The 15,621-nt window shown below is 68.3% G+C and carries 12 protein-coding genes; 10 read left to right on the forward strand and 2 right to left on the reverse strand.

Annotated features, from left to right (window positions below; all coding sequences use genetic code 11):
* Positions 1 to 33: 33 nt before the first annotated feature.
* From carB to metK, 7 genes are all read left to right on the forward strand, one after another.
* Positions 34 to 3,381 carry a carbamoyl-phosphate synthase large subunit gene (carB, locus tag AU188_RS16495; protein WP_059164727.1) on the forward strand — a complete coding sequence of 1,116 codons (3,348 nt, stop codon included), beginning with the start codon at positions 34 to 36 and terminating at the stop codon, positions 3,379 to 3,381.
* Positions 3,378 to 4,196, forward strand: a complete 819-nt coding sequence (gene pyrF / locus AU188_RS16500; protein ID WP_059164728.1) for an orotidine-5'-phosphate decarboxylase — start codon at positions 3,378 to 3,380, stop codon at positions 4,194 to 4,196. The genes carB and pyrF overlap by 4 nt, the downstream gene beginning before the upstream one ends.
* 442 nt (positions 4,197 to 4,638) lie before the next feature.
* Entirely contained in the window at positions 4,639 to 4,956 is a 318-nt protein-coding gene (mihF, locus tag AU188_RS16505) for an integration host factor, actinobacterial type (protein WP_003889986.1), read from the forward strand.
* Between the two features lie 9 nt (positions 4,957 to 4,965).
* Positions 4,966 to 5,541 carry a guanylate kinase gene (gmk, locus tag AU188_RS16510; RefSeq protein ID WP_059164729.1) on the forward strand — a complete coding sequence of 192 codons (576 nt, stop codon included), beginning with the start codon at positions 4,966 to 4,968 and terminating at the stop codon, positions 5,539 to 5,541.
* Positions 5,542 to 5,601: 60 nt separating this feature from the next.
* On the forward strand, positions 5,602 to 5,919 hold the full coding sequence (gene rpoZ, locus AU188_RS16515) for a DNA-directed RNA polymerase subunit omega (protein ID WP_059099957.1): 318 nt from the start codon (positions 5,602 to 5,604) through the stop codon (positions 5,917 to 5,919).
* A 31-nt stretch (positions 5,920 to 5,950) separates the two neighbouring features.
* Positions 5,951 to 7,198 (forward strand): bifunctional phosphopantothenoylcysteine decarboxylase/phosphopantothenate--cysteine ligase CoaBC, encoded by a 1,248-nt coding sequence (coaBC, locus tag AU188_RS16520; protein WP_059164730.1) that lies wholly within the window; start codon positions 5,951 to 5,953, stop codon positions 7,196 to 7,198.
* Between the two features lie 111 nt (positions 7,199 to 7,309).
* On the forward strand, positions 7,310 to 8,518 hold the full coding sequence (gene metK, locus AU188_RS16525) for a methionine adenosyltransferase (RefSeq protein ID WP_059164797.1): 1,209 nt from the start codon (positions 7,310 to 7,312) through the stop codon (positions 8,516 to 8,518).
* Positions 8,519 to 8,580: 62 nt separating this feature from the next.
* On the opposite strand, the gene AU188_RS16530 is transcribed toward metK, so the two are convergent.
* Positions 8,581 to 10,062, reverse strand: a complete 1,482-nt coding sequence (locus tag AU188_RS16530; protein WP_059164731.1) for a flavin-containing monooxygenase — start codon at positions 10,060 to 10,062, stop codon at positions 8,581 to 8,583.
* An 86-nt stretch (positions 10,063 to 10,148) separates the two neighbouring features.
* Positions 10,149 to 11,096 carry an alpha/beta hydrolase gene (locus AU188_RS16535; protein ID WP_059164732.1) on the reverse strand — a complete coding sequence of 316 codons (948 nt, stop codon included), beginning with the start codon at positions 11,094 to 11,096 and terminating at the stop codon, positions 10,149 to 10,151.
* Here AU188_RS16535 and AU188_RS16540 point away from each other — a divergent pair.
* From AU188_RS16540 to AU188_RS16550, 3 genes are all read left to right on the forward strand, one after another.
* Positions 11,059 to 11,829, forward strand: a complete 771-nt coding sequence (locus AU188_RS16540; RefSeq protein WP_059164798.1) for a lysoplasmalogenase — start codon at positions 11,059 to 11,061, stop codon at positions 11,827 to 11,829. The two genes, AU188_RS16535 and AU188_RS16540, sit on opposite strands and share 38 nt — an antisense overlap.
* Positions 11,830 to 11,883: 54 nt before the next feature.
* Complete coding sequence (locus tag AU188_RS16545) at positions 11,884 to 13,830, forward strand: primosomal protein N' (RefSeq protein ID WP_082686668.1); 1,947 nt, start codon at positions 11,884 to 11,886, stop codon at positions 13,828 to 13,830.
* 37 nt (positions 13,831 to 13,867) lie between these two features.
* Positions 13,868 to 15,621: DUF2207 domain-containing protein (locus tag AU188_RS16550; RefSeq protein WP_059164734.1), on the forward strand; the 1,754-nt coding region annotated here is incomplete at its 3' end.

Below are 15,621 nucleotides of genomic sequence, written 5' to 3' on the forward strand. Positions count from 1 at the left end.
AGACACGGTCGCTCGCGGGAGAGGGGAGGGCTGATGCCGCGGCGCACTGATCTCAACCATGTCCTGGTGATCGGCTCGGGGCCCATCGTGATCGGCCAGGCCGCCGAGTTCGACTACTCCGGCACGCAAGCGTGCCGTGTGCTGCGCGCCGAGGGGCTTCAGGTCAGCCTGATCAACTCCAATCCGGCGACCATCATGACCGACCCGGAATACGCCGACCACACCTACGTCGAGCCGATCACACCGGCGTTCGTCGAACGGGTCATCGCCCAGCAGGCCGAGCGCGGCAACAAGATCGACGGTCTGCTGGCGACGCTGGGCGGCCAGACCGCGCTGAACACCGCGGTCGCGCTGTCGGAGAACGGTGTGCTGGAGCGCTACGACGTCGAGCTGATCGGCGCGGACTTCGAGGCCATCCAGCGCGGTGAGGATCGGCAGCGGTTCAAGGACATCGTCGCCAAGGTCGGTGGCGAATCGGCGCGCTCCCGTGTCTGTTTCACGATGGACGAGGTCCGCGAAACCGTCGAGGACCTCGGCCTGCCGGTGGTGGTGCGCCCCTCCTTCACCATGGGCGGGCTGGGTTCGGGCATGGCGTACTCCGCCGAGGACGTCGATCGGATGGCCGGCGACGGGCTCGCGGCCTCGCCGAGCGCGAACGTGCTCATCGAAGAATCGATCTTCGGCTGGAAGGAATACGAACTCGAGCTGATGCGCGACGGCCGCGACAACGTGGTCGTGGTGTGCTCGATCGAGAACTTCGACCCGATGGGTGTGCACACCGGCGACTCCGTCACCGTGGCACCGGCGATGACGCTCACCGACCGCGAGTACCAGACGATGCGCGACCTGGGCATCGCGATCCTGCGCGAGGTCGGCGTCGACACCGGTGGCTGCAACATCCAGTTCGCCGTCAACCCGGTCGACGGGCGCCTGATCGTGATCGAGATGAACCCGCGGGTGTCGCGCTCGAGCGCGTTGGCGTCCAAGGCAACCGGCTTCCCGATCGCCAAGATCGCGGCCAAGCTGGCCATCGGCTACACGCTCGACGAGATCGTCAACGACATCACCAAGGAGACGCCGGCCTGTTTCGAGCCGACGCTGGACTACGTCGTCGTCAAGGCGCCCCGCTTCGCGTTCGAGAAGTTCCCCGGCGCCGACGGCACACTGACCACCACGATGAAGTCGGTCGGCGAGGCGATGTCGTTGGGCCGCAACTTCATCGAAGCGCTGGGCAAGGTGATGCGCTCGTTGGAGACCGGCCGCGCCGGATTCTGGACCAAACCCGATCCCGATGAAGACACCGTCACTGCCGACGAGTTGTTGACCAGGCTCGCAACACCGTCCGACGGCCGCCTTTACGACCTGGAACTCGTGCTGCGCAAGGGCGCTACGGTCGAAGAAGTGGCGCGGGCGTCCGGGGTCGATCCCTGGTTCGTCGAGCAGATCGCCGGACTGGTGACGCTGCGCGCCGAGATCGTCGACGCGCCGGTGATGGACGCCGATCTGCTGCGACGCGCCAAGTACCACGGGCTGTCGGACCGCCAGATCGCCGCGCTGCGACCCGAACTCGCCGGCGAGGTCGGCGTGCGGGCGCTGCGCCAGCGCCTCGGCATCCATCCGGTGTACAAGACCGTCGACACCTGCGCTGCCGAGTTCGAGGCCAAGACGCCCTATCACTACAGCAGCTACGAGTTGGATCCGGCCGCCGAAACCGAGGTGGCGCCGCAGACCGAGAAGCCCAAGGTGCTCATCCTCGGTTCGGGCCCCAACCGCATCGGGCAGGGCATCGAATTCGACTACAGCTGCGTGCACGCCGCGACGACGCTGAGCCAGGCGGGGTTCGAGACCGTGATGGTCAACTGCAATCCCGAGACGGTGTCCACCGACTACGACACCGCGGACCGGCTGTATTTCGAGCCGCTCACCTTTGAGGACGTCCTCGAGGTGTATTACGCCGAACAAGCCTCTGGCGCAGGCGGACCCGGCGTCGTCGGGGTCATCGTCCAACTCGGTGGCCAGACGCCGCTCGGACTGGCCGACCGGCTGGAGAAGGCCGGAGTGCCGATCGTCGGCACCAGCCCCAAGGCGATCGACCTGGCGGAGGACCGCGGCGCGTTCGGCGAGGTGCTGACCGACGCGGGACTCCCGGCGCCGAAGTTCGGCATGGCCACCAGCATCGACCAGGCGCGACGCATCGCCGCCGACATCGGCTATCCCGTACTGGTTCGGCCGTCATACGTATTGGGCGGCCGTGGAATGGAGATCGTCTACGACGACGAGACGCTGGACGGCTACATCACCCGCGCCACGGAGTTGTCGCCCGAGCACCCGGTACTGGTCGACCGCTTTCTCGAGGATGCCATCGAGATCGACGTCGACGCGCTGTGCGACGGCACCGAGGTCTACATCGGCGGCGTGATGGAACACATCGAGGAGGCCGGTATCCACTCCGGCGACTCGGCGTGCGCCCTGCCGCCGGTGACGTTGGGGCGCAGCGACATCGACGCGGTGCGGCGCGCCACCGAGGCGATCGCCCATGGTATCGGCGTCGTCGGACTGCTCAATGTGCAGTATGCGCTCAAGGACGACGTGCTCTATGTGCTGGAGGCCAATCCGCGCGCCAGTCGGACCGTGCCGTTCGTCTCGAAGGCCACCGCGGTGCCCCTGGCCAAGGCGTGCGCACGAATCATGCTGGGGGCGACCATCGCCCAGCTGCGCGAAGAGGGTGTGCTGGCCCCGACCGGCGACGGTGCGACGACCGCCCGCAACGCGCCCGTGGCCGTCAAGGAGGCGGTGTTGCCGTTCAACCGGTTCCGCAAACACGATGGCTCGCAGATCGACTCGCTGCTGGGACCGGAGATGAAGTCGACGGGCGAGGTGATGGGCATCGACCACGACTTCGGTAGCGCGTTCGCCAAGAGCCAGACCGCCGCCTACGGATCGCTGCCCGCGCAGGGCACGGTTTTCGTGTCGGTGGCCAACCGCGACAAACGTTCGCTGGTCTTCCCCGTCAAGCGGCTCGCCGACCTCGGCTTCCGTGTACTGGCCACTGAGGGCACCGCAGAGATGCTGCGGCGCAACGGGATTCCGTGTGAAGAGGTGCGCAAGCACTTCCAGGAGCCGAGCGAGGGCAGGCCGGCGGCGTCGGCCGTCGACCTCATCAAGAGCGGGGAGGTGGACATGGTGATCAACACCCCGTACGGCAACTCCGGTCCCCGCGTCGACGGATACGAGATCCGGTCCGCGGCGGTTTCCAACAGCATTCCGTGCGTGACGACCGTGCAGGGCGCCTCCGCGGCGGTGCAGGGCATCGAGGCAGGTATCCGCGGCGACATCGGCGTGATGTCGCTACAGGAACTGCACAGCGTCCTGGGCCAGTGACCGGTTTCGGGCCGCGGTTGGCCGACGCGGTCGCCCGCCGTGGCCCGCTGTGCCTGGGAATCGACCCGCATCCGGAGTTGATGCAGGCGTGGGGCTTGTCCGCGGATGCCGAGGGTTTGCGCCGGTTCTGCGACGTCTGCGTGGCGGCTTTCGCCGGCTTCGCGATCGTCAAACCGCAGGTCGCGTTTTTCGAGTCGTACGGCGCCGCCGGCTTCGCGGTGCTCGAACACACCATCGCCGCGCTCCGCGACGCCGGAGTGCTGGTGCTCGCCGACGCCAAACGAGGCGACATCGGGTCCACGATGGCCGCCTACGCCGCCGCATGGGCCGGCGATTCGCCGTTGGCGGCCGACGCCGTGACCGCATCGCCGTACCTGGGCTTCGGAAGCCTGCAGCCGTTGATCGACACCGCGTTGGCCAACGACCGCGGGCTGTTCGTGCTCGCGGCCACCTCGAACCCCGAAGGCGCGGCCGTACAACGCGCCGACGCCGGCGGCCGGACCGTCGCGCAGTCGATCGTGGACGCCGCCGCGGAGGTCAACCGGGCGGTGTCCCAGCAACCGGGCCCGATAGGCGTCGTCGTCGGGGCCACCCTGGCCGACCCGCCCGACGTCAGCGCGCTCGGCGGCCCTGTTCTCGCCCCCGGTGTCGGAGCGCAGGGCGGACGCCCGGAGGCGCTCGGCGGCCTCGGCGGAGCCCAGCCCGGCCAGTTGCTTCCCGCCGTCTCCCGAGAGGTGCTCCGCGCCGGCCCGGGCGTTGTCGCACTGCGGTCCGCCGCGGAGGCGATGCGCGACGCGGTCGCCTACCTCGCCTGAGCCGTCGCACGGCCGCGACCATCACATAAGCAACTTCGGTAACATCTGCAACACCGGTCACAGCGCGCTGCTGAATCGCCTCTTCGCGACACGCCCAAACCGCATGACCAGCGAGAATTTTCTTTTTTGACCCTCCGACGGTCCGCCGGTGTGGCGCAGGTCACGCGCCGAGTGGACGGAATCGCCGGTTCCGGGACGCGAATTGCCTTGAAATGCAGGAGATTCCGGCGGCCCGACGCCGGATCTCGGCGCTCGGGGTGTTGTAACGCGCTTCACGTCTCGTGCGTGCGACTGCCCTACACGCTGGGCTTTTGACGCCGTAACCAGGGGGTGGCGTTCGCTTTCGTCAGCCCGCGTGGGTACGGTCGTCGTCGCTGGCTGTTGTGGATTTTTCCTATCAGCCGAGGCAGTAACAATCGATGGCGATGAGACGGAGGAACCCGTGGCCCTTCCCCAGTTGACCGACGAACAGCGCGCGGCCGCGTTGGAGAAGGCTGCCGCCGCACGTCGAGCCCGAGCCGAGTTGAAGGATCGGCTCAAGCGCGGCGGCACCAACCTCAAGCAGGTGCTCAAGGACGCCGAGACCGATGAGGTCTTGGGCAAGATGAAGGTTTCCGCGCTGCTGGAGGCGTTGCCGAAGGTGGGCAAGGTCAAGGCGCAGGAAATCATGACCGAACTCGAGATCGCGCCGACCCGCCGGTTGCGTGGCCTCGGCGATCGTCAGCGCAAGGCGCTGCTGGAAAAGTTCGACCAGTCCTAGGCGCAGAAGTTGAGCGCCGGCCGAGGGGCCGGCCGGGTAGTTGTGCTGTCCGGCCCCTCAGCCGTCGGGAAGTCGACCGTCGTCCGCTGTCTGCGCGAACGCATTCCCGACCTGCACTTCAGCGTGTCCGTGACCACCAGGGCCCCTCGCCCCGGTGAGGTCGACGGCGTCGACTACACCTTTGTGACAGCTGACCGATTCCGTGAATTGATCGCCGACGGCGCCCTGCTCGAATGGGCGGAGATCCACGGCGGCCTGCACCTCTCCGGCACTCCCGCCCAGCCCATCCGGGAGGCCATTGCGGCCGGGCGGCCCGTTCTGATCGAGGTGGACCTCGCCGGAGCGCGGGCGGTCAAGAAGGCCATGCCCGAAGCGCTCACCGTGTTCCTCGCCCCGCCCACCTGGGAGGAACTCGAGAGTCGGCTGACCGGACGTGGCACCGAGTCCCCTGAGGCGATGGAACGCCGCCTGGCGACCGCGCGGGCCGAGCTGGCCGCCCAGAACGACTTCGACACGGTCGTCGTGAACAGCCAATTGGAGTCTGCCTGCGCCGAATTGGTATCCTTGCTGGTGAACCGGACTTAGTTGAGGCGCACGACAGGCGCGGACCGGCCCAGAGCATCTGAACTTCAGGAGATTTTTTACGTGAGCACCCCGCACGCCGACGCGCAGCTGGCCGCTGTGGACGACATCGACACGTCCGGCGCCGGCGCCTACGACACGCCGCTGGGCATCACCAATCCGCCCATCGACGAGTTGCTGGACCGCGCGTCGAGCAAGTATGCGCTGGTGATCTATGCCGCCAAGCGCGCGCGCCAGATCAACGACTACTACAACCAGCTCGGCGACGGCATCCTCGAATACGTCGGCCCGCTGGTCGAGCCCGGGCTGCAGGAGAAGCCGCTGTCGATCGCGCTGCGCGAGATCCACGCGGACCTGCTCGAGCACACCGAAGGCGAGTAGCAGCACAGCGAGTCATAGGGGAGCCGCCGCCATGGAGCCCAAGCGGATCATCGTCGGCGTCGCCGGTGGTATCGCCGCCTACAAGGCAGCGACCGTGGTCAGGCAGCTCACCGAAGCGGGCCACAGCGTCCGCGTCGTGCCCACCGAGTCGGCCCTGCGGTTCATCGGGGCCGCGACCTTCGAAGCGCTCTCGGGTAACCCGGTGCACACCGGCGTCTGGGATGACGTCCATGAGGTGCCGCACGTCCGCTTCGGCCAGGAAGCCGACCTCGTCGTCGTCGCACCCGCCACCGCGGACCTGCTGGCGCGCGCGGTGGCGGGGCGGGCGGACGACCTGCTGACGGCCACGCTGCTGACCGCACGATGTCCGGTGCTGTTCGCGCCGGCGATGCACACCGAGATGTGGTTTCATCCCGCGACCGTCGAGAACGTCGCCACGCTGCGCCGCCGCGGCGCCATCGTGCTCGAACCGGCGTCCGGCCGGTTGACCGGTTCCGACAGCGGTGCCGGCCGATTGCCCGAAGCCGAGGAGATCACCACGCTGGCCCAGCTCCTGCTGACCCGGCCGGACGCGCTGCCGTACGACCTGGCCGGTGTCAAGGTGCTGGTTTCGGCGGGCGGTACCCGCGAGCCGATCGATCCGGTGCGGTTCATCGGCAACCGCAGTTCGGGCAAGCAGGGCTACGCCATGGCACGGGTGATGGCCCAACGCGGCGCCGAGGTCACGCTGATCGCGGGCAACACCACCGGGTTGATCGACCCGGCAGGCGTCGACGTCGTCCACATCGGGTCGGCGGCCCAGCTCAAGGACGCCGTGTCGAAACACGCACCGGACGCCCACGTGCTGGTGATGGCCGCCGCGGTCGCCGATTTCCGGCCGACGCAGATGCAGACCAGCAAGATCAAGAAATCCGCCGACTCGAACGCGGCGGCCCCGGTCATCGAGTTGACCCGCACCGAGGACGTTCTGGCCGGCGCCGTGCGGGCGCGCGCCGAGGGCCAGCTACCCAACATGCGCGCGGTCGTGGGGTTCGCTGCGGAGACCGGTGATGCCAACGGCGACGTACTCCACCACGCCCGAGCGAAGTTGCGGCGTAAGGGGTGCGATTTGCTCGTCGTCAATGCCGTGGGCGAGAATCGGGCGTTCGAAGTGGACAACAACGACGGCTGGCTCCTGGCGGCCGACGGCACGGAGTCCGCGCTGGAACACGGTTCGAAAACTCTGATGGCCAGCCGTATCGTGGACGCGATCGTGGCGTTCCTGCAGGGCGGCGGGTAGCTCGAATCAGGCATCTGGCTGCGTGTAAGGCTTGCACGCAACCGGCGCACACGCTTATGTGCAACAGGGCACAGATATAATTCGATGAACTAAGTTTTGGAGGATCACACCGTGAGTGAAGCTCGGCTGTTCACCAGCGAGTCGGTAACCGAGGGGCACCCCGACAAGATCTGCGACGCCATCAGCGATTCGGTGCTCGACGCGTTGCTCGCGGGCGATCCCAAGTCGCGCGTTGCGGTGGAGACGCTGGTCACCACCGGGCAGGTGCACGTCGTCGGCGAGGTGACGACGGCTGCCAAGGAGGCGTTCGCCGACATCACCAACACCGTGCGGGCGCGCATCCTCTCGATCGGCTACGACTCCTCGGAGAAGGGCTTCGACGGCGAGACCTGCGGCGTCAACATCGGCATCGGTAAGCAGTCGCCCGACATCGCGATGGGCGTCGACACCGCCCACGAGACCCGGGTGGAAGGTGCGGGCGACCCCTTGGACCTGCAGGGCGCCGGCGATCAGGGCCTGATGTTCGGCTATGCCATCAAGGACACCCCGGAGCTGATGCCGCTGCCGATCGCAATCGCACACCGACTGTCGCGCCGGCTGACCGAGGTGCGCAAGAACGGCGTGCTCGGATACCTGCGGCCCGACGGCAAGACCCAGGTCACCGTGCAGTACGACGGCACCACCCCGGTGCGCCTGGACACCGTGGTGCTCTCGACGCAGCACGCCGCGGGCATCGACCTGGAGGCGACGCTGACGCCGGACATCCGCGAGAAGGTCGTCAACACGGTGCTGGCCGACCTGAACCACGACACGATGGACACCTCCGACTTCCGGCTGCTGGTCAACCCGACCGGCAAGTTCGTGCTCGGCGGCCCGATGGGTGACGCCGGCTTGACGGGTCGAAAGATCATCGTCGACACCTACGGCGGCTGGGCCCGCCACGGCGGTGGTGCGTTCTCGGGCAAGGATCCGTCCAAGGTCGACCGGTCGGCGGCGTACGCGATGCGCTGGGTGGCCAAGAACGTGGTCGCAGCGGGACTGGCCGAGCGCGTCGAGGTGCAGGTCGCCTACGCGATCGGCAAAGCGGCCCCGGTCGGACTGTTTGTGGAGACCTTCGGCAGCGAGACCGTCGACCCGGCCCGCATCGAGAAGGCCATCACGTCGGTGTTCGACCTGCGGCCCGGCGCGATCGTCCGCGATCTGGACCTGCTGCGCCCGATCTACGCGCAGACCGCCGCGTACGGCCACTTCGGCCGCACCGACGTCGAGCTGCCGTGGGAGAAGCTCAACAAGGTCGACGAGCTGAAGGCCGCCGTCTGAGTTCCTCTGGCGATTTGTGGAGCCGCAGCGGCGGTGAGCGCCGCTAACACTCCACAAATCGCTCAGGAAGTGAACGCGTAGTCCGAAAGCGGGAAGCGGCGGCTGCGCCAGTACGTCTCCAGCGTGCTGGCAGGCCGCAACGGAACGTCGCCGTTCTTGTCGAAGTAGTAGCTGCGGGCGAGTTGGCAGCTGTCCTGCCAGAAGATCTGCCGATGCCGCTTGCGCATCATCTCGGCGAAATAGCGGTCGTTGGCCTCCTGCTTCACCTCGACGCGCTTCGCGTGCTTGCGACGCGCCGCCGTCAGGCAACGCACGATGTGGTGCGTCTGCGTCTCGATGAGCGTGAAGTAGGAATTCCCGACGTAGCCGTATGGACCGAACACCGAGAAAAAGTTCGGAAACCCCGGCACGCTGACGCCCTCATAGGCCTGCAGGCGTTGCTCGTTCCAGAGCCGGCTCCACGTCAGCCCGCCCGACCCGGTCAGTGGATAGGTCGGCATCTCGTCGACGTCCATCACCTTGAACCCGGTCGCCAGGATCAGCACGTCCACGTCGCGCGTCACGCCGTCGACGGTCGCGACCCCGGATCCGGTGACCTTGTCGATCGGTTCGGTGACCAACTCGACGTTGTCGCGGTTGTACGTCGACAGATACGTGTTGTGGAAGCCGGGTCGCTTGCAGCCGACGGCGTAGCGCGGCGTGAGCTTGTCGCGCACCTGCGGGTCCTGGACCTGCTTGCGCAGATACGCCTCACCGACCTTGGACATGTTCTTGGCCATCGGGTTGAGGGTGAAGTACTGCGCGGGCAGCGTGAACGTCAGCTCGACGTATGCCTGGCTGAGCAGCCGCTGCACCGTGTGCCCGCCCGGGAGCCGCATCATCCGCCGCATCATCGGCGAGAGCGGTACGTCGGGCTTCGGGAAGCACCAGATGGGAGTGCGCTGGAAAACGGTGAGCTGCTTGACGATTGGCGCGATCTCCGGGATGACCTGGACTGCTGAGGCGCCCGTCCCGATGATCGCGACCCGCTTCCCCGTCAGGTCTTGCCCGTGGTCCCAGCGCGCGGTGTGCATGGTGACGCCGGCGAACGAATCGACGCCGTCGATATCGGGCAGGTTGGGAGTGATCAGCACCCCGCTGGCATTGACCAGGAACCGGGACGTGACCTGTTGGCCGGTGTCGAGTTCGACGCGCCACAGGTTGTCCTCGTCGTCGAACGTCGCGCCGGTCACCTTGGTGTTGAATCGGATCTTCGGCCGCAGACCGTACTTGTCGACACAGTGCTCGGCGTAGGCCTTCAGCTCCTTGCCGGGCGCGTAACTCCGCGTCCAGTTCGTGCTCTTCTCGAACGAGAACTGATAGGAGAACGACGGAATATCAACGGCGATACCGGGATAGGTGTTCCAGTACCACGTGCCGCCCGGTCCCTCTCCGGCCTCGACGACCAGGTAGTCACCCATCCCCGCCTTGTCGAGTTTGATCGCAGTACCGATGCCGGAGAAACCGGCGCCGACGATGACGGTGTCGTGATCTGGCGCTGTCATAGGGCCTCCCGTCGACGCGAAGACGTTGCGCCCACGGTACCGGCCCAGCGCTGCGTCATGAAGCCATCAGGCCATACTCGGCAGCATCACCCGTGCAACGCGCGACGCAACGCCGACAGTCCCCGCTCGGTGGCCTCGGTCGCGGCGGGCACCACACCCGCATAACCGAGATAACCGTGGACCAGCGTTTCGGCGTTGTGCAATTCGACGTGAACGCCCGCGGCGGCCAGCAGCTCGGCGTAGCGGGCACCGTCGTCGCGCAGCGGATCGTGACCCGCGACGGCGATGTAGGTGGACGGCAGACCGGTGAGGTCCGTCGCGCGGGCGGGCGCCAGCGTCGCGGGCATGTCCGAGAGATCCATGTCCGCCACGTACCACCGCGAAAAGCCGGTCACCGCAGCGAAGTTGAGGATCGGCGCGTCGGCGTTCTCCTTGAACGACGGCAGCGACACGTCCCATGTGGTCGCCGGATACCACAGCAGCTGAAAGCGGATCGGCGGTCCGCCCGCGTCGCGCGCCAGCTGAGAAACCACCGCGGCGAGATTGCCGCCCGCCGAATCACCGGCCACCGCGAGCCGATCCGCCTCGACCTGCAACTCGTCGGCGTGTGCGCCCAACCACTGCGTCACCGCCCACACGTCGTCGACGGCGGCGGGGTAGGGGTGCTCAGGCGCGAGCCGGTAGTCGACGGAGACCACCACCGCGTCCGCGGAGGCCGCATGCCGACGGGCGATGCTGTCGTAGCTGTCGAGGTCGCCGACCGACCAGCCGCCGCCGTGGAAGAACAGCACGACGGGCGGCGTGGTGTCGCTTCGGGTCGCCGGGCGGTACACCCGCACCGGGATCGGACCGCCGGGTCCGTCGACCTCGAGGTTCTCGGCCCGAATCTCGGGATTCGTTTCGACGCGAGGCAGCGCGTTGAACCGCTGCCGCGCCGCCTGCGCCCCACCGTCGGTTGTCAATTGGAACGGGACCTTCTCTAGTACCTTCAGCAGGATGGCGTCGACAGCCGGCTTCTCTTCAGAGACTGACATGGGGACACCGTACGTTCACCCGCGGACCAGGCTTCTGTGGGTGGCGGCGGCGGTAGTCGGCGCCTGCTACACCGTATTTCTGAGCGTGACCGCGCAGCGGCTCCCCGAGGGCGCTGCACTCACCGGTCAGTTCGCGCTGCAGCCCTCGGTCAAGGCGGCCGCGGCGGTGCTTCTCGCGGCCGCCGCGCTGACCCACCCGGTCCGCCGCGAACGACGCTGGCTGGTGGCCGCCCTGCTCTTCTCGGCGGCGGGCGACTTCCTGTTGGCGCTGCCGTGGTGGGAGCCGTCATTCGTGCTGGGGCTGGGCGCCTTTCTCGTCGCGCACCTGTGCTTTCTGGCGGCGCTGTGGCCGCTGGCCGCCCGGTCGGCGCCGCGGCTGGCCGCTGCGGCGATCATCGTCGCGGCGTGCGTGGCCTTGCTGGTGTGGTTCTGGCCGCGGCTGATCGAGCAGGGGATGGCGGTACCGGTCACGTTGTACATCGCGGTGCTCGGCGCGATGGTGTGCGCCGCACTGCTGGCGCGCCTGCCGACACCGTGGACCGCCATCGGCGCGGTGTGCTTCGCGGTGTCCGACGCGATGATCGGCATCAGCGAGTTCGTCCTGGCGCCAACGGACGCAGAGGCGCTGGCGATTCCGATCTGGTCGGTGTATGCGACGTCACTGCTGCTGATCACGGCGGGGTTCTTCTTCGGCCGGACAGTGGTGTCCGCGCGGTCTGCTACCACTTCGTAGGTGAAAAGCCCCCGCCAGCAGGCTGAGCACGAGCCGATCGCGCGCGTGCTGCCCATGCTGACCGTGCCTCATCTCGACCGCGAATTCGACTATCTGGTGTCGGCCGAGCAGTCCGACGACGCGCAGCCCGGCGTCCGGGTGCGGGTACGGTTCCACGGCCGGCTGGTCGACGCTTTCATCCTCGAAAGACGTTCCGACACAGATCATGTCGGCAAGCTGGGCTGGTTGGACCGGGTGGTGTCGGCGGAGCCGGTGCTGACGCCGGAGATCCGCAGGCTGGCCGACGCCGTCGCGGCCCGCTATGCGGGCACCCGCGCGGACGTGCTGCGGCTGGCGATCCCACCGCGCCACGCCCGGGTCGAGAAGCAGAACCCGCCGGAGTCGGTGACGGTCACCGCCGGCCCCGTCAACACCGCCGCGTGGTCCGCCTATGGCCGCGGTGAACAGTTCCTGGCTGCGCTGGCCGACGGTCGTGCGGCGCGCGCGGTCTGGCAGGCGCTGCCCGGGGAAGCGTGGCCGGACCGGCTGGCCGAAGCGGCGGCGGTCACGGTGAACTCCGGTCGTGGTGTGTTGGTGATCGTCCCCGATCAGCGTGACATCGACGCGCTGCACGCCGCAGCCGTCCGCCTCGTCGACGAGGCGCGCGTGGTGGCGCTGTCGGCGGGACTCGGCCCCGCGCAACGTTACCGACGCTGGTTGTCGGTGTTGCGCGGCGACGCCCGGCTCGTCATCGGCACCCGCAGCGCGGTTTTCGCGCCCGTCATCGACCTCGGCCTGGTGATGGTGTGGGACGACGGCGACGACACGCTCGCCGAGCCGCGGGCGCCGTATCCGCATGCGCGGGAGGTCGCGATGCTGCGCGCCCACCAACTCCGGTGCGCCGCGCTGATCGGCGGCTACGCCAGGACCGCGGAGGCGCAGGCGCTCGTGCGCAGCGGCTGGGCGCACGATCTGGTCGCGCTCCGGCCGGTGGTGCGGGCGGCCTCCCCGCGCGTGATCGCCCTCGACGACAGTGGTTTCGAACAGGAACGCGATCCGGCCGCCCGGTCCGCCCGGCTACCGTCGATGGCACTGCAGGCGGCGCGCAAGGCGTTGGAGTCCGGCGCGCCGGTGCTGGTTCAGGTGCCACGCCGCGGATATGTGCCGGCGCTGGCATGTGCGCGGTGTCGGACCATCGCCCGGTGCAGGCACTGCACCGGCCCGCTGTCGCTGCCCGACCGGGATGCCGCAGGCGCGGTGTGCCGGTGGTGTGGTCGAACCCATGCCGCGTTGCGCTGCGTCCGATGCGGCTCGGATGCGGTGCGCGCGGTCGTCGTTGGGGCGCGTCGCACCGCCGAGGAGCTCGGCCGGGCCTTCCCCGGGACGACGGTCATCACCTCCGGCGGGGACGCGATGGTGGCCGAGGTGCCGCCGCATCCGGCGGTGGTGGTCGCCACACCCGGTGCGGAGCCCGCAGTTTCGGGCGGCTACGGCGCCGCGCTGCTGCTGGACAGCTGGGCGCTTCTCGGTCGCCAGGACTTGCGTGCCGCGGAGGACGCCCTGCGCCGCTGGATGGCAGCAGGCGCTCGGGTGCGCAATCGGGCGGACGGCGGGGTGGTCGCGGTGGTCGCCGAGTCCGCCATACCCACGGTGCAGGCGCTGATCCGCTGGGATCCGGTCGGCCACGCGGACATTGAGCTGAACTCCCGCACCGACGTCGGACTGCCCCCGGCCGTGCACATGGCCGCGATCGACGGTGTGCCCGAGGCAGTGCACGCGCTGCTCGACACCGCACCACTGCCCGACGGCGCCGAGCGGCTGGGGCCGGGCGACCTCCCGGTCGGTGCGCGCCGGCCGCCCGGCATCCCTGCCGACGGCACGGTGATCCGGATGCTCGTCCGGGTGCCCCGTGACACCGGATTGGCGCTGTCTTCTGCCCTGCGACGGGCGGCTGCGGTGCTCAGCGCGCGTCACGATCAACAGCCGGTTCGCATCCAGATCGACCCGCTGCACATAGGGTGAGTCGGACACCCGACAACGGGCAGGACAGGAGGTCCGCATGCGCCGCTTGTTCGCGTGGTCGATCACGGTGCTGCTGCTCGCCTTCGGGCTGCTGTGGCCGGTCATCTTCACCGGCGGCGGCTCGGACGCGGCCCCCGTCGACGACCCGGTCGTCATCACCGACTACAACGTCGACGTCGTCGTCGACGGCAACGGACGACTCGACGCGGTGGAAACCATCACGGCGGACTTCCCCGGCGGCAGGCACGGGATCTTCCGGTACTGGGATGTGACCAATCCCAACAGCCCTCACGTCCGGCAGACGCCGGAGATCAAATCGATTCTGCTCGACGGTGAGTGGGTGTCGTATCAGATGCTGTGGGAGGACGGGGAGCGGTTCCGCGTGGCCAAGATCGGCGATCCCGACGAGTACCTCAGTTACGGCGAGCACGTGTTCGAGATCCGCTACTCCATCGACGGCGTTCTCGATCCCGGAAACGCCGGCGCGGACCGAAGATTCGCCTCGTCGACCGGCGAACCCGCAGCCTCGGATTCGGTGTTCTTCTGGAACGTGATCGCGCCGGCCTGGAACAACCGCATCCAGCGGGCCGACATCTCGATCCGGCTGCCCGGCAACGTCGCCCAAGCCCAGTGCTCGGTCGGCTACGGCGTCGGCGCGCCATGCCGGGACCTGACGGTCACGGGAAACAAAGTCGAGGTCTCCGCCCAGTACCTCGCGCCGCGAACGCCCGTGACGGTGCGCGCGGGTGTCGACGTACCCACCCCGTCGCGCGCCGAACTGCCGTGGACCTACAAGTGGGACCGGGTGCTCGGTCAGTCGCTGACCGGAGTGCTGCGGGTCGCGGCGCTGACCGTGGCAGCCGGTGTGGCTGGCCTGCTGTGGTATCGCACCACGGTGGAACCGTCGCCGGGATTTCCGCTGCAGTACGCGCCGCCGCCCGGTCTCGGCCCGGTCCAGAACGAATACATCCGCACCGAGGCCGTTCCCAAGAACGGCCTCACCGCCACGCTGTTCCACCTCGCCGAGCGCGGGCTGATCGAGCTGCGTCAGATGAGCGACCAGCATTGGCGTGTCCGGGGTATCGCCGAGCGCAGCGCGTGGCTTGACGTCGACCCGGTCAGCGTGGCCGTCGGGTCGGCGTTGAAAGTGATGGGCCCGGGCACCGAGTTCGAAGCCAAGAAGACGGTCAAATCGGGGCAGAAACTCACCAAGGCCAAGACCGACATGGCCAAAGCCGTCGAGAAGTGGGCCTTCGACAACAAGCTGCTCGTCAAGCGCAAGAAGGAGCTCTGGGTGCGGACCGCGAACGCGATTGCGTTCCTGTTCATGCTGTTCGGGGTGTTCCGGTGGGTGTTCCCGACGACGATGTGGGCGCTGCCGTTCGCAGCGTTCTTCCTGATGTCGCTCGGCTCGTGGACTGCGGGCGTGGGGACCCGCCGAACCGAGAAGGGCCGCGAACTATGGTCGCGCGCAGGTGGTTTCCACCGGTTGCTGACCACGGACTCGGCTGAGGCGCGGTTCGATTTCGGGGCGCGCAAGGATCTGTACTCGGCCTACGTCCCGTTCGCGGTCGCCGCGGGCGCCGCGGCGCTGTGGGCCAAGAAGTACGAGGCGGCCACGGGTACACCTGCACCGCAACCGGATTGGTACAACTCGTCGTCGACCAGCGGGGTGGGCTTCGTCGGTGGCTCCGGCGGCGCGAGCTTCGACAGCTTCGAGTCGGCGTTGTCGTCGTCGATCGGCGCCTACACCGCATCACAGTCGTCCAGCAGCGGCGGCAGCAGTGGTGG

The sequence above is a fragment of the Mycobacterium sp. IS-3022 genome, assembly GCF_001500065.1.
Taxonomy (GTDB): domain Bacteria; phylum Actinomycetota; class Actinomycetes; order Mycobacteriales; family Mycobacteriaceae; genus Mycobacterium.

Bases quoted from the DNA above. Each gene is read 5' to 3' on its own strand.
- carB (WP_059164727.1), top strand. From the start codon at position 34: ATGCCGCGGCGCACTGATCTCAACCATGTCCTGGTGATCGGCTCGGGG.
- coaBC (WP_059164730.1), top strand. From the start codon at position 5,951: ATGGAGCCCAAGCGGATCATCGTCGGCGTCGCCGGTGGTATCGCCGCC.
- AU188_RS16530 (WP_059164731.1), bottom strand. From the start codon at position 10,062: ATGACAGCGCCAGATCACGACACCGTCATCGTCGGCGCCGGTTTCTCC.
- AU188_RS16540 (WP_059164798.1), top strand. From the start codon at position 11,059: ATGGCGTCGACAGCCGGCTTCTCTTCAGAGACTGACATGGGGACACCG.
- AU188_RS16535 (WP_059164732.1), bottom strand. From the start codon at position 11,096: ATGTCAGTCTCTGAAGAGAAGCCGGCTGTCGACGCCATCCTGCTGAAG.
- AU188_RS16545 (WP_082686668.1), top strand. From the start codon at position 11,884: ATGCTGACCGTGCCTCATCTCGACCGCGAATTCGACTATCTGGTGTCG.